Here is a 24,013-nt window from a genome sequence, read left to right as displayed (position 1 = left end):
TTTGTCCTTACCTGAGCTTTTGGATGATAGGAGCAAACGCTTTGGTTCCAATGCTCACCACATCGCCTACATGTAAATCTCTAGCTTCACTCGCATCCAACACCACTTCAACGATCTGCTGACCAATAGAAATGATCGCGATGTAAATCACATCCACTTTTACAATATCTAAAAGCTCTCCCTCAAACGAAAACTTTTGACTTCCTTGCGTACGAAGAAGCACACTTTTAGCATCGCCATCTTGCATCACTTTGCCTTGTGAAAGCACCACCACACGCGAACTTAAACGATAAATTTCACTCGGATCATGGCTCACCATAATGGTCGTTGTCCCAAACGCTTTGTGAAGCGTTAAAATCTCATGTTGGAGCTTATTTCGCATCAAGGGATCGAGTGCGGAGAGAGGTTCATCCATTAAAAGAAGTTTAGGTCTGTTCATCATCGCACGACACAAACTCACACGCTGTTTTTGCCCACCTGAGAGTGTCGCAGGTTTTCTGTGTGCCAACTCTACTAGCTCAGTCAAATCCAAAAGTTGACGAGCAAGTTCTTTGTCTTTACGCACAAAAAGCAAATTTTCTAAAACACTCATATTGGGGAAAAGCGCATAGTCTTGAAACACAAATCCAATGCCTCGTTGTTGGGGTGGCAAGGAGTGAGAACCATCTAACCAGACCTCATCATCGACTTTTATCTCGCCTTGTGCACGCTCTAGTCCTGCTAAAATGCGAAGAAGTGTTGTTTTTCCACTGCCACTTTGACCTGAAAGTGCTACAAAACTCTCTTTTTCAATCGAAAGCTTTACATGTAAGTCCATTTTGCCAAGAGAGCCTAGAAGCTCTTTTTGAACATCAATTTCGATCATGCAATGCCTCCTACATGATGGCTCTGTTTGCGATTAAAAATATAAACACCTAAAAGCACGCAAAAGCTGATACTAACCATAATGGCACTGTAAATATGAGCGCTGGTATAATCCATAATCTCCACCATTTCATAAATAGCCACAGAGGCGACCTTTGTCTCGCCAGGAATACTTCCACCCACCATCAAAACCACACCAAATTCTCCTACGGTATGAGCAAAAGTGATAATTACCGCCGTCATCAAAGCAGGTTTAATGTTAGGAAGTGCCACACAAAAAAGTGTTTTGAGTTTACTTTTACCAGCAATATACGACGCTTCAAGCATATTTTTTGGTAATGCTTCAAAGCCACTCTGCAAGGGCTGAACCATAAAAGGAAGCGAATAAAAACAGCTTGCTACCACTAAACCTGTGAAGTTAAAAACCAATTTGACCCCAAACACATCTTGAAAAAAGCGTCCAATGGGAGAGTGAAATGAAAGCGCATAGAGAATGTAAAAACCTAAAACTGAAGGGGGCAAAACGATCGGAAGGGCGGTAATGGCTTCAAAAATAGGCTTGAGTCGTGACTTGCTTTGCGATAAATTCCACGCTATAAAAAGCGAAATAAAAAATAAAATGGCAGTGGTAATGGACGCAAGTTTAAACGAAATTAAAAAAGGTGTAAATTCAAGTCCCATTAGCTTTTCAAGCATCCAGCACCTCCAAAACAAAAAGTTCACTTGCTTTTATAAGAAGGGTTACTTGCTCACCTACTTGTAAATTCATTCGTTTTGATGAAGAGAGCGTGATGAAACTTTGAACGTCACTCTCTTTTACATGTAAAAGAATATTGCTCAGTAATTTTCCATTTTCAATGCTTGCAATGGTTGCTTGAAGCTGGTTAGAATAACTCAGCTCTCCACTAAGATGTTTAGCAATCGCCACATGGGAAGGCTTGATACCAAGGATGACATGACTATTGAGATGTAAACCTTTGGGCAGATCAAGTCCCATCATTTTAAGTGAACTCCCTGCACAGTCAAAAGTAATGATGTGCAGGTTCTGCTCTCCTTCTATTTCTGTAACAACAGCCCTTAGTCTATTCATTGACCAAGTATCCGTAGCTCTTAAAGATCGATTTGGCTTTAGCACTTAAAACAAAGTCATAAAACGCTTTGGCTTCTGCATTGTTTTCCGCTTGTTTTAAAAGAACAATTCCTTGAGCAATAGGTGTATAAAGTTTTGGATCAACATCCACCCATTGAACCCCTTTTTTGTACTCTTTCATTTTATCGCTGTAAAAAGCGGAAGCATTAACAAAGCCTACATCTGCGGCTGTAATGGAAAATTGTAATGCCTGAGAAATGCTATCGCCTTGAACAAGTTTTGGTTCAACTTTTTCAAACAATTTTGCATTTTTAAACGCTTCAATACTTGCCGCTCCATAAGGTGCTGTTTTTGGATTTGCAATTGCGATTTTCTCTACTTTAGGATCATCCAATACGGCAATACCTTTACTTAAATCAAATCCTTTCATACTCACCATCGCTAAAGCACCACTGGCATAAACAACCGGTTTTGTCACCGCGATTTTCTCAGCGTAAAGGTTCTCAGGAAAACCCATGTCGGCACTTAAAAAAAGATCAAACGGTGCACCACTTTTAATTTGTGTTGTAAATTTACCACTCGCACCCAAAACAGTGTTGACTTTAGTATTTGGGTTTGTTTTGGCAAACTCTGCTTTAAAAACCTCGATGACGTCACTCAAATTGGCGGCAACCGCAACACTAATCTCTCCTGCAAGAAGAGAAACTGATAATACGACGCTGGCAATCAATACTTTTAACATGGAAGCTCCTTTTATTTTCCGATTAATATACTGCTGGATTTGATAATGGCACACACGCGTGTTCCAACCGTTAGCCCTAAACTTCTAACCGACTCGCTTGTTATGGTTGCAATGATCACATCGTTTTGACCAATGTCCACACTTACCGTCGCATTCACTTCGCCTAACTTAATGTCGGTGACAACACCCACAAGCTTATTGCGAGCGCTGGTTGCGATGTCAATCACATTGGAAATCAAAACAGAAGATGCTTTGATGATGCCAACCACTTCATCACCAATTTCTAATCCTAACTCTTCCACCGCACTGTTGGTAATGGTCGAGACAAGGATAACACCACTTTTGAGCACAACGCTTACCTCTGCATTGACCTTTGCTTGTTTGATCTCGCCGATTTTTCCCATCAGCTGGTTACGTGCGCTTATCTGCATTGCAATCCTTTGTATGTGTTTTAAACTGTTCATTTCAAAGTTGCCCATAGTAGAAAGCCGATTTAAAAACCTCTCATACTCTTTTTTTAAAACGGAATAATTAGCAACCACTTCTTCCCCCAAGGGTGTTAGCGTCGTTCCACCACCTCCACTACCGCCTGTTACACGAACAACTAAAGGATTATGAGAAAGATTATTCATCGTATCAACAGCTTCCCATGCTGCTTTATAACTAAGCCCTACTCTTTTGGCAGCACTGCTAATAGAGCCAGTTTCTGCAATAGCTTCTAGCAATTTAATCCTTTTTTCTAAAAGAACTGGCTTGTCAAAGCTGATCACACCAGAGGCAATCCCTTCCATCTCTCTTCCTTATGTAGTTTAAGTATATAACGATAGATCTGCATTAAAATATTGGAAGCATTATAACGTTATTACCTTAAGCGTTATAACGCTTTATGTTTAATTTTTCATCATTTGAAGCAAAGTGGCTATTTTAGCCATTTTAAAAGGAAATTTTTAAGAAACTTTCACTAAAATGGAAAAAATCAATTCCTAAAAAAGAGCAGCATGACCCAAAAACTTTTATCGCTTTTCTGCGGCGTATGTATCGTAACCAGTTCCCTTAGCGCAGCCTATCTTGACAAAGAGACAGCTGACCGTATCAAACGTAACACAGACTCTATCATTGCTAAAGATCTCAATAGTAAACAACTTATTTTTGCAAAAGATGAACAAAAAATCAATCAACCCGCTAGTTTAACCAAAATTATGACAGCTGTCCTTGCTATTGAAAGTGGCAGAATGAACGATGTCGTCACCATCACACGAGAGATGATTCAAGTCGAACCGACAAAAGCAGGGCTTAGAGTAGGTGAAAAATTTTACCTTCGAGATCTTGTAAAAGCTGCCATGGTTATGTCCGCCAATGATGCAGCCATGAGTATAGGCGTTTATTTAGGCGATGGAGATGTCGATAAATTTGTAGGAATGATGAATCGCAAAGCAAAAGCAATTGGCATGAAAAACACTAACTTTACGAATCCTTGTGGTTTTGACAGTAGTAATTTTGGCCATCATTACTCTACCGCACTTGATCTTTTAACCCTTAGTGAATATGCTATCAAGAACAACGCGTTTAACGATATGGCAAAGCTGAAACGCCATGATTTTCAAGCACTTAATACCAAAAGAGGCTATGCCGCTTATACCCATAACAAACTTCTTAACAATTATAAGTACGCTGTAGGCATCAAAACAGGATACACACAAAAAGCAGGTCCATGTTTGATTGCTAGAGCTAAAAAAGATGATAAAGATATTTTAGTCGTTATGCTTAACTCCGAACACCGATGGAATGACGTGAAGACGATTTTTGAAGATGTTTTACCGGATATTACAGAAACAAGAAGTGCTAAGAAAGCAACTGTCCCTTCTAAAAATACAAAGAAAACAGCCTCAACCAAGAAAAAAGCACATAAAATCGCTTAAGGACTTGTCTTATGACAAGCCCTTAAGCTTCTTCTACTTTGAAAAACCCTTTGCTCTCTCATACGATGCTTCCATCGCTTTGATGAAACTATCTCTTACCTTGCCCTCTTCAAGTTTTGCATAACCTGCGGCAGTTGTTCCAGCAGGTGACATGACTTTATCTTTTAAAAGTGCAGGATGCTCTGTTTTTAGCACTTCACCCACTCCCTCAAAGAGCGTTGCAATGTATTGATAGGTAATCTCTCTTTTCATTCCAAGATTGACCGCGCCATCACTCAAAGCTTCTGCGACCAAGGCAATCCACGCTGGAGCTGAACCTGAAAGTCCAGTGGCAATGTCAAGCTCTTTTTCACTCTCTAGCCAAAAACAGCGGCCAATTGAGCTTAAAACATCCATCGCGTCCTCTTTTAAAGCAACGTCACCGCACAAAGAGGTTGCCGATTTTCGTACAAGAGCTGCCATATTTGGCATAGAGCGAATGTAATGCTTTGCCATAATGCCTGCTTTTAGTTTTTCTAAACTAACCCCAGCCATAATTGAAATAACGCCCTCCGCAATGCCTTTAGTCGTCAAAGTTCCAAAGGACTGAGGTTTAACCGCAAGAATGACAATGTAGCCTTCTAATGAAGGAATTTCTTGCACAATTTTAATCGTAGGATAGAGTTCTTGGAGCTCTTTAACGCGCGGTGGATACGCTTCAACCACTGTAATATCTTTTACATGTAACCCTTGAAGCATTGCTCCACCCATATTGCCAGCACCAATTAAAAGTAATTTCATTGACATTCCTATGTTAATTTTGAAGAATTATAGCGCAATTACTGATACCTCAACGCCTCAATAGGCTCTAAATTTGCCGCTTTTCGTGCGGGGTAGAAGCCAAAAAAGACGCCAACGCCTGTTGCAACCAAGAAAGAGATGATGATGGAATTTTGCGTAATCACCACACTAATGGGGAAAAAGTACGACACCGTATACGCCCCACCAACGCCCACACACACACCAATAAAACAACCGATGATGGAAATCATCAACGCTTCGAGTAAAAACTGCAATAAAATATGATTTTGTTTCGCACCAATAGCGATACGAATACCAATCTCACGTGTACGCTCCGTAACAGAAACCAGCATGATGTTCATAATGCCAATGCCCCCAACCAAGAGCGAAATAGACGCAATGGCTGCGAGCATCAAAGACATGGCTTTGGTTGTCTCTTCTGCTGTATTGGCAAGGGCTGTGAGGTTGCGAATCGTAAAGTCATCTTCCACACTATCACGCAATTTATGGCGTTGGCGAAGAAGCTGTGTCATCTCTTTTTCTGCCTTATCCATCGTATCTTCAGAGCGCCCTTGCACCATGATAAACCGTACCGTACCTTTAAACTGGCTACCAAAAAGTTTGGTTTGTGCTGTGGTGATTGGAACCATCGCGGTATCGTCTTGATCTCTACCATCTAAACTTTGCCCTTTTTTGGCAAGCACACCCACCACAATATAAGGACTGTTTTTGATACGAATGGTTTTACCCACAGGCTCTTCATCTCCAAAAAGATTTTGGGCAATCGTCTTACCCAAAACAACCACTCTGGTCGCACCTCTTACATCCGAATCCATAAAAGGATGTCCACTCTCAAGTGCCCAATCACGTATTAGAAAAAAGGATGGTGTCGTGCCTGTCACTTGGCTATTCCAGTTTGCAGACTGATAAACCATTTGAGCAGAACCTGAAGAAACAGGTGCTGTTGCTGAAATGCTATCGATCTCTTCCATCGCCGTTGCATCGCTAATCGTCAAAGTCTGAACCCCTCCACTTCCGATACGAACCCCTCCAGAAGTCATAGAACCCGCAAGAACAATAAAAAGATTACTTCCCATCGAAGCGATGGACTCTTTGACTTTTGCTTGCGTTCCAGCACCAATGGAAGACATCAAGATAACCGCACCCACGCCAATGACCATTCCAAGCATCGTTAAAAATGTACGAAGCCTATTAGCCCCCATAGCACTCCATGCTTCTGCTAGCATTATAAATGTCATTGTGCCTTCTCCATCATACGTGCCGTTGGTCCATCGTGTTGTATTTTGCCATCCACAAAATTTACCAGTCGTTTCGCATACGCCGCAATATCTGGCTCATGCGTGACCAATACGATTGTAATGCCCTCTTTTTCATTGAGCTCACTAAAAAGCTGCATGATCTCTTGGCTTGTTTTGGTATCAAGATTTCCCGTAGGCTCATCCGCTAAAATAAGTTTTGGGTTATTGACAAGCGCACGTGCAATGGCAACACGTTGTTGCTGACCGCCTGAAATATGCGTTGGAAGGTATGTTCCAAAGGCTTCCAACCCCACGCTTTTAAGCATCTCTTTGGCTCTTATTTTTCGTTCAGCAGAGCTTATCCCCGCATAGACTAAAGGAAGAGCTACATTATCAATAAGGCTTTTACGTGGCAAGAGGTTGAAGCCTTGAAAGACAAAGCCTATGACTTGGTTGCGAAGCGTTGCAAGATCATTTTTACTCAAAGAGGTTGTCTTGGTTTGATTTAAAAAGTATTCGCCCGAAGTTGCTTTATCAAGGCAGCCTAGGATGTTCATAAAAGTTGATTTACCAGACCCCGAAGGTCCCATAATGGCAACAAATTCGCCACTGTGAATGGTAATATCAACGCCTTTAAGCACGCATACTTCACCCGCATCGGTGTAGTAGTTTTTTGTTAACTGCGTAATTTTGATAACTTCGTTCATTAAAACGGTCTTCCCATTGGACTACCTGCTGCGGTTGCTTTTGCAGTAGATTTTGTCTCTTCAAGAATAATTTTATCGCCTACTTTCAATCCATCTGAGATAATTTCTGTAAAACGGTTATCGGTAATACCAGTGGTCACCTTGACAGGTTTTGGCTCGCCATTTTCAAACACGTAAAGTATCGCCGAATTTGTCTCTTTTTTCTCTTTTTTAGCTTTCATACTATTATTTTGTGCCCCATTTTTTGCCTGAAGTTCAGTTGGTTTATAGCGTAATGCCGCATTAGGTACAACCAAAATATTTTTCTTCTCGGCAAGAATAACATTCACATACGCTGTCATACCAGGGGCTAGTATTTCATCAGGGTTTTTAAGGGTGACGACGACATCGTATGTAACAACGTTTGAAACTGTTGTGGCGTTGAGTCTCACTTGTTTGACAACACCACTAAAGGAGTTATTGGGAAAGGCATCAACGGCAAAGTTGACATTTTGCCCCACTTTGATACGACCAATGTCTGCTTCTGCGAAGTTTGAGTCAATCTGCATTTCTCTAAGATCTTGCGCAATTTTAAAAAGTACAGGTGCTTGCAAGCTTGCTGCCACTGTTTGTCCTACATCGATTTGGCGATCCACTACGACACCAGAGACGGGGGAGCGAATAATCGTATAGCCTTGATTGGTACGGTCTTTTTGAGACTGGGCACGCGCAAGGTCTAATGCGGCGCGAGCGGATTTGAGTGCTTGCACAGAAGAGTCCAAATCTTGCTTAGAAATGTACTCTTTAGTAAAAAGCCCACGTGATCTTTTTTCATTTGCCATAGCAAGTTCCAAAGAGGCTTCAGCGCTTTTGACACTGGCGGCACTTTGTGCAACTTGTGCATCTAAAAGAGCCGGATCAAGTTCGGCTAAAATCTGTCCTTCTTCAACACGGTCATTAAAATCCACATAAAGCTTAATGACTTTACCGGAGACTTGCGTACCTACGGTTACCAAAACCAAAGGGTTGAGTGTTCCATTGGCAGCAACACTTTGTGTAATGTCGCCATTTTCAAGTGTATGAAATTTATACTTTGCTTCCAATGGCACTTTGGTGTACTCTTTCCATACCATGTAACCGCCAGCACTGAGTGCTATGAGTGCAATAAAAATGCTCAATTTATGAAAAAGTATCTTTTTTAAGAGGGTCATGGTTGTCCTTTTATCGTTGAAAAATCAAGCGAGCCCATCGCTTTAGCAAGGCTTGCTTTGGTAATGTACCAGTTATAAAGTGATTGGATATGTTGTTGTTTGGCACTCGCCAGTGCGCTTTGCGCGCTTAGAAGATCGAGTATGGTTCCCACACCCGCTTTGTACCTGCCAAGAGCTAAGTCATACGAAGCTTGCGCACTGGCTACAAGGTCGCTACTGGTGCGTGTGGCTTGGGTTTCACTCACCAAGGTCTGATACGTTTTATACACTTCTAAACTAGCATCTTGGGAGAGTTTTTCATACTCTGCTTCGTTGATTTTGAGCTGTTGCTGTGCCGCTTGCACTTTATACTTTGTGTTATAACCTGTAAAAATAGGAATGCTCACATAAAGCCCAATGCTAGACGTTCTCTGTGATGTATTAAACACGGTATCGGTGTGTCCTGACGTCGCTGAGAGTGAAAAGGTAGGCATATTATCCGCTTTGGCGGCTTTGACATTGGCTTCTGCTGCTTTGATCTTAGCACTCGCCGCCATCAAATCAGGTCGAAGTTTTTGAGCCTCTTCCATCAATGCTTTTATGTTTTTTTCAAACGTATCACTGGGAATAGAGAGCTGTGGATTTTGCAACCCAATGGTGGTATCTGGCATCAGTCCTAAAACGCTTGCGAGTTCTCCTTGTGCGCTCTTGACACTACCTTCTGCTTGAATGCGATTGAGCATCGCTTGTGAATAGGCAGTTTGGGCTTGCAGGGTATCAGCAGGTGTGGCAGTTCCTACACTATAACGTGTTTTTGCCGCATTAAGACTTTCCATTGCGGAACGTTCAGCTTCGAGACTTGCTTCCAATGAGGCATTTGAGCCAAAAAGTGTGTAGTAGGCTTGAATAGCAGAGAGAAAAACGCTCTGAATCGTGCCATTTTCCGAAAAAAGTGCCACATCTAAAAGGGCTCTTGCATTGTCATACGTCGCATCACGCTTTCCAAAATCATAGAGTAAATAGGAGAGTGTAACACCTATGTTTTCTTGATTGCCACTTTTTGTTTCACTGCTTTCACTTTTAAGAACAGAACCTGTAGCACTGAGTGTTGGCAAGTACGCAGAGCGGCTAACACCGACTAAAGAAGCCTGATAAAGCGATGTTTGCCACGCAATTTTCGTTTGCGGGTTGTTACACAGTGCCGCCATAACCACATCCCAAAGTCCTAAAGACTTGGTAAGATCGGTCGTTGCGCATGTTACAAACGTCGCTTGCTGTTTTGGCAAAAGGGACCTTGTATCTAACGGATCATCTTCTGCCACAAGCACGCTTATCATGCCAAGAACCATACACCCTATAAACCTCAAACGCATTGGCATCCTTAGAAATTATCTGGAAAGTCCTACAAGAACTTTCTTAATTTATTGCGTTAATATTAGCATGAATTTGTTAACACTTCTTTACATGTAATGCTTTAGTTTTGATTTGGATGTATACTATGCAATATAAAATGATTTTGCATAAGGAGTTCCTATGGCTGCATCGTTTTCACTTGTTTCGATTTCTCTTCCCACCCCTTTTGTTAAACATGAAATAGAAACACGACTGGACTGCTCGTTAAAAAAAGGCATCGAAAAAGCATTTTATTGGCAATACCGCGAAACGTTTTTAATCTATACCCAATTCAATGTCCTCACCTTCATCAACTGGGAAAAGGAAGCCATTTACAAAGCCCTCTTGAAACTAGGTATAAAAGACGCTGACTCTTTTGAGCAAAACACCATTTTCCAAGATTATCCGATTCTCATTGAGCCAGATTTAGAGGTTACATGTAAAGTGAACAATGAGCAAATCATCCTCAAAGAGCCACTTTCGCTTTTTCTCGTTATCATCGCTCTTGTCGTCTCCCAAAGCGTGGGCTTAGAGAAGTATGAGCAAGATCTCAACGTACATTTTGAGAAAAGCCAACAACTCCTTGATCTTACCCAAAGTTACTCGCTTTTGAAACGCTCCAAGCTTATCGAATTTGCACGGAGTTTGATGAGCATTCAACATGGTATGGTAAGCGATCTATTGCTCTTAGACAAACCCAACATCTTATGGGATAATGAAGAAGCAGAAAAGCTCTACAACAGACTCTCCTCCATCCTAGAGCTCAAAGATCGCTTCGAGATTGTCGAGCATAAGCTCACTCACCTCAAAGAAGACATTAGTATGTCACTGGATCTTTTCAACCAAAAGCACAGTGAATTTTTAGAATGGATCATCATAGGACTTATTGGTTTCGAGATCGTGATGGGACTCATCGAATTTTTTAAACATTAGACTTCTTTCATAACCTTTGAAGCATAAAGAGTTTGAACAGAGTGCGTTAATTTTTTAAAGTAAAAATTGAGTCATAGCCGAAGCTATGGCAATGTTTTTACTTTAAAAAAGTGATGTGCTATGTCTCAATACTCTTGCTTTAATAGGTTATGAAAGAAGTCTATTGAATCAATGCTCTGCAACCAACTTTTTCACGAGTTTTCGAACGAGTGGTACAACGGTTAAAACCGCAGGAAATGCGATAATGTAAGCTCGCCAAAATGCTCCAAACCATTGAAAGAAAAAAGCTTCACTAAATCCAACATTAATTAGTGTAATGACAAACGACATTAACAAAGTCATAAACAATGACATAAAAAAGGCAAACGTTATAAACTCATACTTCTTTGGAATCAAACTTTTTCTCCTAAAATGCGCACTTCTCTTTGAGGGTACGGAATGCTGATATTGTTTACATGTAAAATGTTATAAAGTGCCAGATTGACCTCATATTGCGTCTTAAAATAACTCTTGGTCGGAACCCAGTAACGAAGTCCAAGCTCGATGGAACTATCACCAAATTTTGCGATACCCACAACGGGTTTATGCTCTTTTGAAACGTCTTTAAAGCTCGATAACACCTCTTTGATGAGCGCTATCGCTTTAGCAGGGTCTTCCTCATACGCCACACCAATGCCAGACTCCACAACACGCACATCAAAAGAGTTTACCAGTACGTCACCGATCATCTTTTTGTTAGGAATCGTGATGAGCTCTTCATCTTCATTGCGAAGCACAGTATAGGAGAGTTTTATCTCTTCCACCACACCGTAAAAACCGCTAATGGAAAGCGTATCACCGACTTTAAACGGACGAGAGATGATGAGCAAAACACCTGCAGCATAGTTTGAAACACTGCCTTGAAGTGCCAAACCTGCTGTCAAAGAAACCGCACCAATGGCAGCGACAAAAGGAGCGATAGATATGCCCACTTTACCAAGTGCTATCACAATCATCGCGGCAAAAATAAGCATTTTGACAACGCTTGCGACAAACTTAGAGAGCGTAATATCAAAGTGGTTTCGCTCAAACACCCGCATCAAAAGCGCATAAACATATTTCGCTGCAAACCATCCGATGATGACAATAATAAACGCACCTAAAAGCTGGAAACTGTAATGGGTCAAAAACTCAATGACGATATTGTAAAACTTTTGAAGCGTTTGCAGTTCTGTATCCATTTTGCACTCCTTAGGAGATTTTTCACATTATAACAAAACTATTTTTTAATGGAATAAGCGCTCGCTTTTGTTCCCGCATAAAAGACGACAATCTCAACGGGTTCATCGCCCTCATTCACACCATAATGCCACTTGTCCACCACTTCGATGAGCGCGTCACCCGCTTTAAGATGCAATGTTTTGTTCTCATCCGTCACAACTTTAAGTGAGCCTTTTACCATATACCCCGCATTGATGATAGGATGTTTGTGAAGTGGAAGCTCCGTATGTGCAGGAATGGTGATCTTCAAAACTGAAATCTCAGGCGCTTCTTTGGGATATGCAGGCAAATTTGAGCCATCCCAACTTTTGTCGGACTTGGCAAGGGTTACTGACTCGACATTGCCAGCGGCAAATGTAAAAGAAAAAAGCAGTACTAAAGAACACAAAACCTTTTGCATGATCGATCCTTTGGGGAATTTTTAAACTATTTTACTTTACATGTAAAAGCTTATGACTTACATCAAAGCTGTTAACAAATGACTTTTGATACAATGATGCCATAAATTAAACTAAAGTTAACCCATGAAAAAATTACTTTTACTTGCCTTTTTTTCTTTTTCTCTTAGTGCCGCATCACTGGGTGAAACACTTTTTAATGGCAACTGTGTGACATGTCATGCCATCACTTCACCCAATTCTGCCCCCGCCATTCAGGAAGTACAACATGCCTATAAAAAAATGTTTGATACCAAAGAAAAATTTGTGGCATTTATGGTGAATTGGATCGCACAACCCAATACCAAAACAACTTTAATGCCAGAAGCTATTAAAAAACATGGGTTGATGCCTTCGCTTGGGTATGATAAAGAGACGCTTCAAGAGATCGCTTCATATCTGTACGATGCAAGACTGAGCCAATGAAATATTTTACCCTTCACTATACATGCGTTTTAGATGCCTCGATTCAAGAGGTGTGTGCATTTCATACCGATACACACAACCTTCCGCTCATCACGCCACCTTCTATAAAAGTGAACATTGTGAAGATGGAACCTAATAGCGTCGTACTCGACATTAAAAAATTTGGAATCACAACACGATGGGAAATGGCACTTGAGAAGAACTGCCCTCATAGTATTGTTGATGTGATGTTAAAAGGTCCATTTGCTTCATTTAGGCATGAACGACGTTTTAGAGCAGAAAGTGAAAATCGCACGCGTATGGAAGAGACCATCACGCTAGCGCCACCCATTCCTTTTTTACAAAGACTCTTTTTTTGGTTTGTGAAAAGAGATATGGATGCCATGTTTGCTTACCGCCATCAGATGACGCAAGCGCACTTTCGCTTTGAAAATCACGCTAAAAATCTCTAACTTATTTTTTGTAAACGCCTTTTACTTGTAAATCTTTTTTCAAACTCGATGACAACGTAAACGACAAGGCTTGAAGCCAACGTCATACCCCACTCTAAAGCGCCTAGAGGTGCACTTTTAAACATCACGTTCATAAAAGGTGCATAGATGAAAAGTAGTTCAAAAACGATAATACTCACAACACCATAGAGAAGATAAGGGTTGCTAAAAAAGCCTATTTGGAACATAGAGTAGGTCAAAGAGCGGCAGTTGAAAAGATAGAACATCTCGCCAAAAACAAAGATGTTGACCACTAAGGTGCGCGCCACTTCTTCACTCATACCCAAATCTTGCACATAGTAAAATGCGCAAAGAGCGTTGATGAACAGTATCGTACCCACCAAAAAGACTTTAAAAATAAGCACTCCGGTTAAAATAGGCTCAGAAGCATTGCGCGGTGGTCGATCCATCAAGTTTTTCTCTTTAGGCTCATACGCGAGCATGATGCCTAAAACGCTATCGGTTGCCATATTGATCCAGAGTATTTGCAACGGCAATATCGGCAGTGTCATCCCCGAAATAATCGCAAAAATGACGATAAGCCCCTCGCCCATGTTGGAAGGAAGTACCCATGTGATAAACTTAATGATGTTGTCATAGACCACACGTCCCTCTTCGATGGCATCTTCGAGTGTAGCGAAGTTATCATCTGTCAAGATCATATCGGCGGACTCTTTGGCAACTTCGGTACCTGCTATGCCCATAGCGATTCCAATGTTAGCTTGGCGAAGAGCAGGAGCGTCATTGACCCCATCCCCTGTCATGGCGACGATATGAGAAAGTGATTGAAGTGCTTTGACCAGACGCAATTTTTGCTCAGGTGCGATGCGAGCATAGACATTGACCTTTTCAATCAGCGCCGCTAATGATTCATCGCTCAGAGCATCCATCTCTTTGCCGGTTAAAACAGGCGTTTCTTCATCCGTTTTTAACCCAATGGAATGTGCGATAGACAAAGCGGTTATGCTATGATCTCCTGTGATCATCTTGACCAAAATACCAGCATGATAGCAACTTTGAAGCGCTTCGATAACACCTAAACGCGGTGGGTCGATCATCCCTTGAAGACCTAAAAAAATAAGCCCGCTTTGCAAGTGATGGTGCCCAAGTTGATTGGTTTTTTCTTTTAGATGCACTTTTGCAAAGGCTAAAATGCGTAGTCCTTTGCTTGCCATTGCATTTGCATGGGCTAAAATACCCTCTTTATCAATCGTTAAGAGTGCTCCTTGTGCATCCATGTAAACATCGCATCGCTCTAAGATTTTTTCTACTGAGCCTTTAACATAAACAGGGTAAGATGCGCCACCATACGTGCTATAACCTGACGCCATATACTGATGTTCTGACTCGAAGGAAAGCGTATCGACGTGTTCAAACTCTTGGCTCAACAGCTCCTCTTTGATGCCCGCTTTGAGTGCAGAGACAATAAGCGCCCCCTCCGTTGGGTCACCTTCTATCGTATAAACACCCTCCACATTCACATGATGCGAAGTATTGCACAGCACACCACACACTAACACTTCATAAAGTGGCGTCGTTTTCTGGAGTGTAACGGGCATACCCTCTTCTAAAATCTCACCATTGGGATCATACCCATTACCACTGAGTGTATAAGCTTTTTCACCCGCCATGATTTCAGTAACTGTCATTGCATTCTGGGTAAGAGTGCCTGTTTTATCGGTGCAAATAACCGTCGTACTCCCCAGTGTTTCTACGGCGGGAAGCTTGCGGATGATGGCATTTTTACGTGCCATTTTTACCACCCCGATCGCGAGAATGATGGTCATCGCAGCAGGCAATCCCTCGGGAATAACCCCTACCGCCATCGAAACGGACGCTAAAAAAGTGATGACCAGCTCTTCTCCACGAATAATACCAATGACAAACGCCACTCCTGCCATCGCTAAAATACCATAAAGTATGCGTTTAGAAAAAAAGGCAAGCTTTTTCGTAAGAGGTGTTTGGAGGACATCCGCTTGTGAAATCATTGCGTTGATCTTGCCAAGTTGGCTCTCATCTCCCACACTGACCACAACACCCATTCCCTGTCCATAGGTCACCAGTGTTGAGGCAAAAAGCATATTGACACGATCGGCTAAAGGGGTATCAGCATGCACTACGCCCACGCTTTTTTCAACAGAAAGTGACTCGCCCGTCAGTAAAGACTCATCAACTTTAAGCTCTTTGGAGTGCAGAAGTTTGACATCCGCAGGAATTTTATCGCCGGAGTAAAGCAGTACGATGTCGCCAACAACAATCAAGGAAGATTCAAGCAGAAACTTTTTACCATCACGAAGAACCATCACATTGCTACGGCTCAGTCTGACGAGTGCTTCAATGGCTTTACGCGCTTTGGACTCTTGCATGTAACCAATGATCGCATTGATAAAGACAACGGCAAAGATAACCCCTGTATCCATCCACTCTTCTAAAAGCGCCATAATGACACACGCTAGAAGAAGAATGTAAACAAGGGGTTGGTGAAACTGAAGCAAGAAGAGTTTTAAAGCCGACTCTTCTTGTTTTTTACTCAAAATATTGGCGCCATACTGTGATCGACGTTTTCCAATTTCATCCGAAGATAAGCCCTCATATTCGTTTACATGTAAAGCTTCCAAAATCTCTTGCGAGTCTTGTGCATGCCAATTTACATGTTTACGTGTCATAAAATATTTGGCTTATTCGATATAGTAGCTCTTCTTAATGAGCTCATAGTTTTTGCACGCTATTTCATCACCTAACTCACACGCTTTTTTAAAAAGCTTGGCAGCTTGCTCTTCTCTTTGGCTTACGCCTTGTCCATAGTAGTACATTGTCCCTATGCGCGAACACTCTTTTGCATCGCCCGCATCACACCCATTTTGATGGTAAATCGCAGCACTGACATAATTTTCATCTTGCTCGTACAGCAAAGCAAGATGAGCGCAACTGCTTGCTGCCCCACCACTGCACGCGCGATCATAGTAATTGACTGCTTGTTGCAAATCTTCACTCACACCTTTACCATTTTCATACAAAACAGCCAAGCTTTCACATGCAAAGGCATCACCAAGCACACAAGCTTTTTCATACAGTTCAGCCGCCTTAGCATAGTTTGTACCAGCATGCCCATTTTCATACATAAATCCAAGACTTGAACAGCCTTTAGCAACGCCTAAACTGCATGATTGAGTGTAGAGCTCTTTCGCTTTCCTAAAATTGGTAGCGACACCATCACCTAGATGGTACATCGTTCCTAATTGTAAACATGCCACACCATTGTTGTGATCGCACTCATTTTGAAGCTCACTTTCGCGCACCAAATCTAAAGCATAGAGTGCAGAAGTTGCAACGATGATTGTTACGATAAAAAAGAGTTTATGCATATTTTTCTCCTTGCCATCATTTTGATTATTATATTACAATACCAACATGAATACGTCAAAAACAACAACGACAGGTTACAAGGAAGCACCTTTTGTGCAGATACGTCAAACGCTGCAAAGTACGCGCGCTTACGAGACGCATGCACACCCTACCCTTTCCATCGGCTTTATGCTAGAAGGTCAAACCTGTTTTCAAACACCAAACGGTTCGTTTTTTTTAGAGCAAGGCGCTCTTGCCATCATTCCACCCTATACGCAACATTCGTGCAACCCTATCAAAGAGAGCAAACGCAGTTATGTTATGGTTTACCTTGACGCTGACTTTTGCGCGCATATCCAAGAAAGACATTTTAAAGAAGCTACCACACTTCTACCACTAACATCACCTCTCATTTTTCACAAAGCGTTATTTGAAGCATTTACGCGTATTATTAAAGCGCTTATTGAGGGATATTCATCTTTACATGTAAAAGCATTGGAGGTGTGGTTAGAAAAGTTTTTTTGGCTCTATACCAAGCAAAATGAAACCACACAAGTAGACGCCACGCTCAATAATGTGGCACATTTTTTGGAAAACCGCGTCGATGAACCGCTGTGTTTAAATGAGCTCGCCAAACGCTTTGGAGTAAACCCTTTTGTACTGACACGCCATTTCAAACAAGCTTATGGTTGCACACCTAAACACTACGCGCTGGACGTACGCATCAACCACGCGAAGAAATTGCTCCAAGAAGGTACCTCACTTGCGCTATGTGCTCAATACTGCGGTTTTGTAGACCAAAGCCACTTCCACCGCTTTTTCAAGCGTCACACCGCTCTCACACCCAAAGAGTACCAAGTCAATTTTATACAATAACTTTTTTCCCGTTTCCTTTATGCTTCCATGCAAAAAGGAGTTACATGTTTGGCTTAGAGTTTTTTACCCTTACCTCCATCTATTTTCTAGCACTTCTCAGCCCTGGTCAAGACTTTTTTCTCATCATCAAAAACGCCTTAACGCATGGGTATCAAAAAGCGTGGTGGAGTTGTGTGGGCATTGCCAGTGGAAACGCGCTTTACATCACTTTGGCATACATGGGACATGCGTATTTAAGCCAATACCCAAGGCTTCTTTCTTTCATCGAAATCGGTGGGGCACTTTTTTTACTTTACCTTGGTTTTTTACTGCTTTTTGCGCCCAAACCAACGCTTGAAAATACTTTACATGTAAAAAGCAAAATGGCGTTTAAACTCTTTGTTCAAGGGCTTTTGTCAGCTCTGCTCAATCCTAAAAACATTCTCTTTTACTTCTCGCTTCTTTTTACGATTATCAAGCCTGAAACTGTTTTACATGTAAAGATTTTTTATGCCCTGTGGATGATAACGTTGTTGCTGGTGTGGGACATGATTGTAACGCTTATTTTTGGCAACAAAAGAGCGTTAAAGCTTTTCCCTTACCTTTTCGTTGTGCAAAAAGTCATCGGAGTCGGTCTCATTGGCTTTAGTCTCAAACTTCTTTTCAGCGGATTCTAGAAAAAGCACTGCCCAACAACAAGAGAAGCTGGGCAGTGAGTGTTTGATTTACAAAAGATCCGATTTTTTGTTCTTATTGCCTTTTCCAAATGGTTTGAAAAAGACGACCAAGAAAGGAGAGAAAAGAAGGTCTGACACAATCGCTACGATCAAAACGATCACGGTTAAAAGTCCGAAGATCAATGTTGGAATAAAATTAGACGTCACCATAACCAAGAAGCCTACGATGGTTGCAAGAGAGTAGTAGAACATACCAAACGCAATCGTACCGTGTGCCCTGTGCATCGAGGCGATGTAATCACCATCGATTTTCAATTCTTCCCTGAAACGGTAATAGTAGTGGATTGTATTGTCAACCGTAATACCTAGTGCGATGGAAGCAATCGTAATGCTCATCATATCGAGTGGAATGTTTGCAAAGCCCATAATACCAAAGATAACGCTGATAGGAACCATGTTAACCGTCATCGCAAGAATGGCAATTTTAAGCGAGCGGAATAAAAAGAGGAACATGCCTCCCAATGAAAGTACCGCAAGCCCCAATGTTGAAATTTGCGATGAAAAAAGTGACTGGAGCATGTTGTTATACAAGACCATCATGCCGACAAGGTTATAATCTTCAGTCTCAAGACCCACTTTGGTATGAAGTTCCGTTTGAATGGTTTGAAGTAATTCATTGCGTCTAAGATCTTTTTTTGAATCCACAACCCTTACCACAAAACGCGCTTCATCATGCTCAATGTTGACATACGGTGAAATCAGAATTTTTTTGAACTCAGGAGAGAGTTCATTATACATGAGCGCTAATTCAAAATTGTCAAAATCTTTACCTTGTTTGATGATGCGCCCTACTTTGGAGAGTGTTCCCAAAGAAGAGACATTGCCTACTTCTGGCAAGGAGAGCAAGTAATCATGTACTTTTAAAATCGTCTCCATTTTTTGAGCTGTAAACCAATACTTCGCATCATTGCCCCCTTGGTTAAACTCGTCTTCAAAACTATCGACTGCCGTAGCGGTATCATTTTTTGCAAGTGCTTCTACTTTTGGGAATTTAACCACAATTTCTAAAGGTGTTGTGCCGCCAAGATTGTTATCAATCTTTTTCATACCTTTATAAATCTCAGTATTCTCTTTAAAATAGTTAATAAAACTATTTTCAACGACCAGACGCGATGCCCCTAAAACACTAAAGATCGCAAGTGACAGAACCACGCCAAGAATAAGCCTGCTATGGTGTTCTACAATTTTGGCAAATGATTCATTGAGGGTAAATGCTTTGTCAAACGCCATAATAGGCGGTTCTTTTTTCAAAAGCATCATCATCGCAGGGAAAAGTGTATACGTTACCAGCAATGACATGGTCACACCGATGTTCATCATATTACCAAGGTCAATAATCGGCACGATGTTACAGGTCATCAAAGAACCAAATCCAGCGACGGAGGTTAAAATGATAAAGATAGAAGGAACACCCATGCGCTCAAATACAATGCCTAAAAGCTCTTTTTGAGAAACATCAGGAAAAAGTGTGTACTCCTCGCGATAGCAAACAATGAGATGAATCACCAATGAAAGCGTGGTAATCAGCTGCATCGCAACATAATTTGAGGAAATAACGGTTATCTCTAAGCCGATCAGGGCATTAATACCCGTGGTAATAATAACTGCACTAATGGAAACAAGAATAGGTATAACTACAAAACGTATTTCCCTAAAGATAATCCATAAAATGACCAGCATAACGACCAAAATAGCAACACCATAGATAGCAATGTCATTTTTAACAAAACTGATCATATCATCCGCAATCATCAAGACCCCACCTAAAAAGAGGTCGCCCTCACCTTTATAGGGTTTTAATGTTGCTCTTACATTTTCAATAAGGCGGTGCGTATCATCACGGGTACTGTCACGGTACGCTTTAAAAACTAATTTAGCATTTTCATATTGCGCTTTTTCATCTTTCGTGAGTTCTCTCTCTTGTTCTAAAAGAATAAATTTATTGCGATTAGTAAGGAGTTCCGTGTACTTTGGATCATCTATAAGATTGACGATAATCGCTGTTGTTTTAAAATCACTGCTGACAAGATTTTGCGAATACAGAGGACTGGTTGTAAGCTCTTTTTGTACCAAAGATTTATCAATATTAGGAGATTCAAGTGTTTGAACATTGCCAATCACTTCTTGAATAGGTTTTGGAGGGCTCTCTAAAAGAGGAACATCTAAGATGGAGGTGATGCTCTCAACACCTTTGACTTTAAGCAAAGACTCTTTAAGGCTTTTAATGGTTGAAAGTGTTTTATCGGAGAGCATGTCGTCTTTAGGACTAAAAGAGACAACCAAATAATCAGGGCTGATGTAACGTCCATGCACTTCGCGTGTCAGTTTTAAAGCTTGATCATTTTCAAGCAATAATGTCTCAGCAGATGCATCGATACTTAAATATTGTGAGTAATAGCCAAAAATGCCCGTTATAATTGTTACCGCTAACAAGACTGCTTTGTAATGCGTTGTTATAAAATTGGTATAAAGTTTTAACCACATAGTTCAACTTTCGCTTATTGATAATATCTTTAAAGAGACTCAATTTAGAATACCATGAATAGAGGGAATTTATGTAACCGATAGACAAAAATCGAAAATTTTAATCCACGCTTTCTAATGAAACCCCATAAAAACTTCGTTTTAAGCGTCTCTTGTGTGCGATTTTAGCTTAATTTAGCTTATATTTATGGCATTAAAGATTATTAGAGTCCAATAAGCAGAGTATCTATCGAGTTAAATTAATCCCATTTCCAAACAAAACTAATTCCGCCCGTTTTTTCATTATTAGACGAAGAGTCTTTATTGTCAATATTAATTGCCTTGACATAAAAAGAGAGTTTAAAAGAATCATAGAAAAAATCCAAAGCAAGCTTCTCACCAAACATATAGTCTGTTTTTGATAAATTATACCCTTGATCTATCGCCTCATCAATCAAATAGTAAGTCTCAAAAGTATTATAAAACACACCTAATGACAAAGCCCAATTGAAGTTTTTTACCTTTTCATAATTGAGAAGTGAGCTCTCATTTGCTCCTATAAAATTACCTATGGTGCTAAAACTATGCATAGGAAAACTACTGAGTCTAGCGGTTGCTCCAATAAGAGCACCTGTATAAAAATTACCCAAATCTGCTCTTATATTGGTTGTCAAATCAAAACTTAAATCTTGTAGCGCAATAGGATCTGTTTTGTAACCAATATTATATGAAATTCCATACATGAATTCATCATCAAGCTGATTATCCCACCCTTTTGGCTTATCGTGACCAATCAGAGAATGAAAACTTTTTTGAAGCGTTTCGGCTTGGGTTGATGGTCCAACCATACCCATATTAAGACCAAGTTCATGAAAAAAATTAGCCGAAGACTTATATGTCAAAAAATTGAAATCTAAATAACCAGCATAAGGTAAATCGTTTAAATCCTTACTACTAATGTCTTTATTATGCGGAGTAAATATGGCATGAGAAATAGAAAATGCAACATTTTTTTGCCCTAAATCAATAAAGCCTAACACATCAGGGAAATTAGCATTGTTCTCACTCATCCAAGTATAATACATACCATTGGTATAGTGATGATCTTGCCCTACAATAGCATCATTTTCTAAAACAAATGAAGCTGTATCTGCATACACCAAAGAAAATATTAAAAAAATTAGACTTTTTTTCATTTTAACCTCATTCCTATAAATTAAAACGCTTAAAATACTGATATCAGATATACTATGACTGAAGAGAGATATACACAATAAAAATCTATAAGGCTATTTAATTTATTATAAAGGGCAAGAAAACTTCTCGCCCCTCTTCTTGTAAATCATGGAGTATCAAAAGGAATCGCATCCATTTTTTTACTGGTAACTTTTATTTTTTTAACTTCTTTTTTTTCTATTTTCGTTTTTGGTAACGTAATTTCAAGGACTCCATCCTGACCATGAGCCTCAATTTTTTCAATATCAACACTTTCTGGCAATGAAAAACTTCTTTCAAATTTACCATAACTGCTTTCTACCATATAGTAGTCTTTTTCTGTGCGTTCCTTTTTAAACTTTCTCTCACCTGAAATAATAATCTGATGATCTTTTACATCTACATGAATATTTTCCTTTTTTATACCAGGAAGGTCAACTTCAATGTGATATGCAGAATCATCTTCTCTTGTACTGACTGCCGGTTTAAAAGTAGAAATTCCACTTACGTCTGTTGTTGGAAAGAGCTTAAAAAACTGATTTTCAAACTCTTGGAACTCTTTTGATGGATTGAATCTTGTCACTAACATGATAGCCTCCTTTTGAAAGTTTCCTACAAGAAAATTGTAATCCTATTCAGATATGGATGTCAAGATATATAAGAAGAGATAAAGGAGTTTTTTGATGAATTATGCATAAGAAAATTTAGATAGGCTTATTGAAGTTCTGTCTAAAACCAATATTTTTTTATTGCCAATAATGAATTTTAATCCAATTTATATACAAAATGCATACAAGAGAGTTTAGATTTTTAAAGAATGGTTCAATAAGTGTTGGTGGCGGACAGAGAGGGATTTGAATAAAACGTATCCTTTTTGTGCCTTTTTCTTATTAGTAATTTATGTGTAAAAAATAGGAATTTATTTTTTCTAATTCTATTATAGTGCAAAGGAATAAATTTTAAGAAGTTAATTTCTTTTAAATTTGTGTAGTTATTTAACAGATATAGTTCTTTTTTTGTTAAATAATAAATTTTTGTATTTTTTTAATTGACAATTAACTGTTTTTATAATATACTCGGAACAGTTCTCAGTTTTTGAGGGCAGGTAAATATTTTTTCGAGTGACTTCTGATGGTAAAATGAAAATGAAGTCACAGTATATTGATTGTTAACTTTAAAATAGCTTAAAAATGGAGCGATGCTATTAACATTTATCATACTTCTTTGAGAAAATATTTGCCATTATCTTATAATAAAAAGGATATTAATGGCAAATCAACATGTTGTTCCACACGGGAACAAATGGGGAGTTAAAGGTGCAGGAAATGAAAAGTTTACTGCCGTTTGCAATACTCAAAGTGAGTGTATAGATGTAGCAAGGCAAATTGCTCAGAATCAACATTCTGAGTTATTTATCCATGGTAAAAATGGACAAATCAGAGACAGAAATTCTTATGGAAATGATCCATTCCCACCAAAGGGATAATGAAAAAATTTGTCGAACTAAGTTTTAAGTTGTTAGAAGTGCTTTTTTGCACTTCTAATTTTAAATTGAGTTTTTACTCATAACAAACATTATAAAGGATTTTTAATGGCTATTCAAATTAATGCAAGTGATTTACAATACACATACTCTAAAACTGCAATACCTGGTGATGACCCAAAAATTTCAGGTGAGCCTGACAGTACTCTTTTTAATCGTAATGAACTTTATGAAGTTCGTTATTTAATAAATAAGCTTGCTGAATTATGGGGATTTAAAGATAAAAGTTCATGTTTAAAAATTGAAACTATGATAAAGAAGCATTTACCTTCTGAGATACGTAGTCAATCTAATGTTAAACAATGGATTCAAAATAATTGGAAATTATATTAAGATAACTAAGTTTTCAAAAGGAGTAAATTATATTTACTCCTTAATTTTCTTTT

26 protein-coding genes are annotated in these 24,013 nt (G+C 39.8%); 8 read left to right on the top strand and 18 right to left on the bottom strand.

Annotated features, from left to right (window positions below; genetic code table 11):
* Window positions 1-7: 7 nt before the first annotated feature.
* The 5 genes from N0B29_RS10895 to N0B29_RS10875 are packed head-to-tail and all read right to left on the bottom strand — an operon-like array spanning window position 8 to window position 3,487.
* Window positions 8-865, bottom strand: a complete 858-nt coding sequence (locus tag N0B29_RS10895) for an ABC transporter ATP-binding protein (protein ID WP_263833755.1) — start codon at window positions 863-865, stop codon at window positions 8-10.
* Window positions 862-1,560: a molybdate ABC transporter permease subunit gene (gene modB / locus N0B29_RS10890; RefSeq protein ID WP_263833754.1), complete on the bottom strand. Its 699-nt coding sequence runs from the start codon at window positions 1,558-1,560 to the stop codon at window positions 862-864. Before modB ends, N0B29_RS10895 begins: the two co-directional genes overlap by 4 nt.
* Window positions 1,553-1,954, bottom strand: a complete 402-nt coding sequence (locus N0B29_RS10885) for a TOBE domain-containing protein (protein ID WP_263833753.1) — start codon at window positions 1,952-1,954, stop codon at window positions 1,553-1,555. The genes modB and N0B29_RS10885 overlap by 8 nt, the downstream gene beginning before the upstream one ends.
* Window positions 1,947-2,696 (bottom strand): molybdate ABC transporter substrate-binding protein, encoded by a 750-nt coding sequence (gene modA, locus N0B29_RS10880; RefSeq protein ID WP_263833752.1) that lies wholly within the window; start codon window positions 2,694-2,696, stop codon window positions 1,947-1,949. Before modA ends, N0B29_RS10885 begins: the two co-directional genes overlap by 8 nt.
* A gap of 11 nt (window positions 2,697-2,707) precedes the next feature.
* Window positions 2,708-3,487 (bottom strand): TOBE domain-containing protein, encoded by a 780-nt coding sequence (locus N0B29_RS10875; protein WP_263833751.1) that lies wholly within the window; start codon window positions 3,485-3,487, stop codon window positions 2,708-2,710.
* A gap of 207 nt (window positions 3,488-3,694) precedes the next feature.
* Here N0B29_RS10875 and N0B29_RS10870 point away from each other — a divergent pair, with 207 nt between their 5' ends.
* Window positions 3,695-4,615, top strand: coding sequence for a D-alanyl-D-alanine carboxypeptidase family protein (locus tag N0B29_RS10870; protein WP_263833750.1), 921 nt, complete (start codon window positions 3,695-3,697; stop codon window positions 4,613-4,615).
* Window positions 4,616-4,648: 33 nt separating this feature from the next.
* Here the strand turns inward: N0B29_RS10870 and proC are convergent, their stop codons facing one another.
* The 5 genes from proC to N0B29_RS10845 are packed head-to-tail and all read right to left on the bottom strand — an operon-like array spanning window position 4,649 to window position 9,903.
* The gene (gene proC / locus N0B29_RS10865; protein ID WP_263833749.1) at window positions 4,649-5,395 is read right to left on the bottom strand and encodes a pyrroline-5-carboxylate reductase; all 747 of its coding nucleotides are present in this window, start codon (window positions 5,393-5,395) and stop codon (window positions 4,649-4,651) included.
* A 38-nt stretch (window positions 5,396-5,433) separates the two neighbouring features.
* A complete protein-coding gene (locus N0B29_RS10860; protein WP_263833748.1) occupies window positions 5,434-6,654 on the bottom strand; it encodes an ABC transporter permease in 1,221 nt (406 codons plus the stop codon).
* Window positions 6,651-7,361, bottom strand: a complete 711-nt coding sequence (locus N0B29_RS10855; protein WP_263833747.1) for an ABC transporter ATP-binding protein — start codon at window positions 7,359-7,361, stop codon at window positions 6,651-6,653. The genes N0B29_RS10860 and N0B29_RS10855 overlap by 4 nt, the downstream gene beginning before the upstream one ends.
* Complete coding sequence (locus tag N0B29_RS10850) at window positions 7,361-8,551, bottom strand: efflux RND transporter periplasmic adaptor subunit (RefSeq protein ID WP_263833746.1); 1,191 nt, start codon at window positions 8,549-8,551, stop codon at window positions 7,361-7,363. The genes N0B29_RS10855 and N0B29_RS10850 overlap by 1 nt, the downstream gene beginning before the upstream one ends.
* The gene (locus tag N0B29_RS10845) at window positions 8,548-9,903 is read right to left on the bottom strand and encodes a TolC family protein (protein ID WP_263833745.1); all 1,356 of its coding nucleotides are present in this window, start codon (window positions 9,901-9,903) and stop codon (window positions 8,548-8,550) included. The genes N0B29_RS10850 and N0B29_RS10845 overlap by 4 nt, the downstream gene beginning before the upstream one ends.
* Window positions 9,904-10,063: 160 nt before the next feature.
* On the opposite strand from N0B29_RS10845, the gene N0B29_RS10840 reads away from it, so the two are divergent.
* On the top strand, window positions 10,064-10,855 hold the full coding sequence (locus N0B29_RS10840; RefSeq protein ID WP_263833744.1) for an RMD1 family protein: 792 nt from the start codon (window positions 10,064-10,066) through the stop codon (window positions 10,853-10,855).
* A gap of 168 nt (window positions 10,856-11,023) precedes the next feature.
* Here the strand turns inward: N0B29_RS10840 and N0B29_RS10835 are convergent, their stop codons facing one another.
* The 3 genes from N0B29_RS10835 to N0B29_RS10825 are packed head-to-tail and all read right to left on the bottom strand — an operon-like array spanning window position 11,024 to window position 12,515.
* Window positions 11,024-11,251: a DUF2798 domain-containing protein gene (locus N0B29_RS10835; RefSeq protein ID WP_263833743.1), complete on the bottom strand. Its 228-nt coding sequence runs from the start codon at window positions 11,249-11,251 to the stop codon at window positions 11,024-11,026.
* Window positions 11,248-12,075, bottom strand: a complete 828-nt coding sequence (locus tag N0B29_RS10830; protein ID WP_263833742.1) for a mechanosensitive ion channel family protein — start codon at window positions 12,073-12,075, stop codon at window positions 11,248-11,250. The genes N0B29_RS10835 and N0B29_RS10830 overlap by 4 nt, the downstream gene beginning before the upstream one ends.
* 38 nt (window positions 12,076-12,113) lie before the next feature.
* Complete coding sequence (locus N0B29_RS10825; RefSeq protein ID WP_263833741.1) at window positions 12,114-12,515, bottom strand: cupin domain-containing protein; 402 nt, start codon at window positions 12,513-12,515, stop codon at window positions 12,114-12,116.
* Between the two features lie 124 nt (window positions 12,516-12,639).
* Here N0B29_RS10825 and N0B29_RS10820 point away from each other — a divergent pair, with 124 nt between their 5' ends.
* Window positions 12,640-12,978, top strand: coding sequence for a c-type cytochrome (locus tag N0B29_RS10820; RefSeq protein WP_263833740.1), 339 nt, complete (start codon window positions 12,640-12,642; stop codon window positions 12,976-12,978).
* Window positions 12,975-13,430, top strand: coding sequence for an SRPBCC family protein (locus tag N0B29_RS10815; RefSeq protein WP_263833739.1), 456 nt, complete (start codon window positions 12,975-12,977; stop codon window positions 13,428-13,430). Before N0B29_RS10820 ends, N0B29_RS10815 begins: the two co-directional genes overlap by 4 nt.
* Here N0B29_RS10815 and N0B29_RS10810 read toward each other — a convergent pair.
* Window positions 13,427-16,135: a cation-translocating P-type ATPase gene (locus tag N0B29_RS10810; RefSeq protein WP_263833738.1), complete on the bottom strand. Its 2,709-nt coding sequence runs from the start codon at window positions 16,133-16,135 to the stop codon at window positions 13,427-13,429. The two genes, N0B29_RS10815 and N0B29_RS10810, sit on opposite strands and share 4 nt — an antisense overlap.
* 12 nt (window positions 16,136-16,147) lie before the next feature.
* Entirely contained in the window at window positions 16,148-16,834 is a 687-nt protein-coding gene (locus N0B29_RS10805; protein ID WP_263833737.1) for a tetratricopeptide repeat protein, read from the bottom strand.
* Window positions 16,835-16,928: 94 nt separating this feature from the next.
* On the opposite strand from N0B29_RS10805, the gene N0B29_RS10800 reads away from it, so the two are divergent.
* Window positions 16,929-17,690, top strand: a complete 762-nt coding sequence (locus N0B29_RS10800) for an AraC family transcriptional regulator (RefSeq protein ID WP_263833736.1) — start codon at window positions 16,929-16,931, stop codon at window positions 17,688-17,690.
* A gap of 44 nt (window positions 17,691-17,734) precedes the next feature.
* A complete protein-coding gene (locus N0B29_RS10795; RefSeq protein ID WP_263833735.1) occupies window positions 17,735-18,346 on the top strand; it encodes a LysE family translocator in 612 nt (203 codons plus the stop codon).
* A gap of 48 nt (window positions 18,347-18,394) precedes the next feature.
* On the opposite strand, the gene N0B29_RS10790 is transcribed toward N0B29_RS10795, so the two are convergent.
* The 3 genes from N0B29_RS10790 to N0B29_RS10780 all read right to left on the bottom strand — a co-directional run bounded on the left by N0B29_RS10790 (window position 18,395) and on the right by N0B29_RS10780 (window position 22,673).
* Complete coding sequence (locus tag N0B29_RS10790) at window positions 18,395-20,890, bottom strand: efflux RND transporter permease subunit (RefSeq protein WP_263833734.1); 2,496 nt, start codon at window positions 20,888-20,890, stop codon at window positions 18,395-18,397.
* A gap of 239 nt (window positions 20,891-21,129) precedes the next feature.
* A complete protein-coding gene (locus N0B29_RS10785) occupies window positions 21,130-22,065 on the bottom strand; it encodes a lipid A deacylase LpxR family protein (protein ID WP_263833733.1) in 936 nt (311 codons plus the stop codon).
* Between the two features lie 146 nt (window positions 22,066-22,211).
* On the bottom strand, window positions 22,212-22,673 hold the full coding sequence (locus N0B29_RS10780) for an Hsp20/alpha crystallin family protein (protein ID WP_263833732.1): 462 nt from the start codon (window positions 22,671-22,673) through the stop codon (window positions 22,212-22,214).
* A 678-nt stretch (window positions 22,674-23,351) separates the two neighbouring features.
* On the opposite strand from N0B29_RS10780, the gene N0B29_RS10775 reads away from it, so the two are divergent.
* Together N0B29_RS10775 and N0B29_RS10770 are read left to right on the top strand one after the other, a co-directional pair.
* Complete coding sequence (locus N0B29_RS10775; RefSeq protein WP_263833731.1) at window positions 23,352-23,570, top strand: DUF2188 domain-containing protein; 219 nt, start codon at window positions 23,352-23,354, stop codon at window positions 23,568-23,570.
* 105 nt (window positions 23,571-23,675) lie between these two features.
* Window positions 23,676-23,960, top strand: coding sequence for a hypothetical protein (locus N0B29_RS10770; RefSeq protein ID WP_263833730.1), 285 nt, complete (start codon window positions 23,676-23,678; stop codon window positions 23,958-23,960).
* Window positions 23,961-24,013 lie beyond the last annotated feature (53 nt).

Source organism: Sulfurospirillum oryzae, from assembly GCF_025770725.1.
Taxonomy (GTDB): Bacteria; Campylobacterota; Campylobacteria; order Campylobacterales; family Sulfurospirillaceae; genus Sulfurospirillum; species Sulfurospirillum oryzae.
The sequence above is the reverse complement of the archived record's forward strand: the minus strand, read 5'-3'. Positions and strand labels throughout refer to the sequence as shown.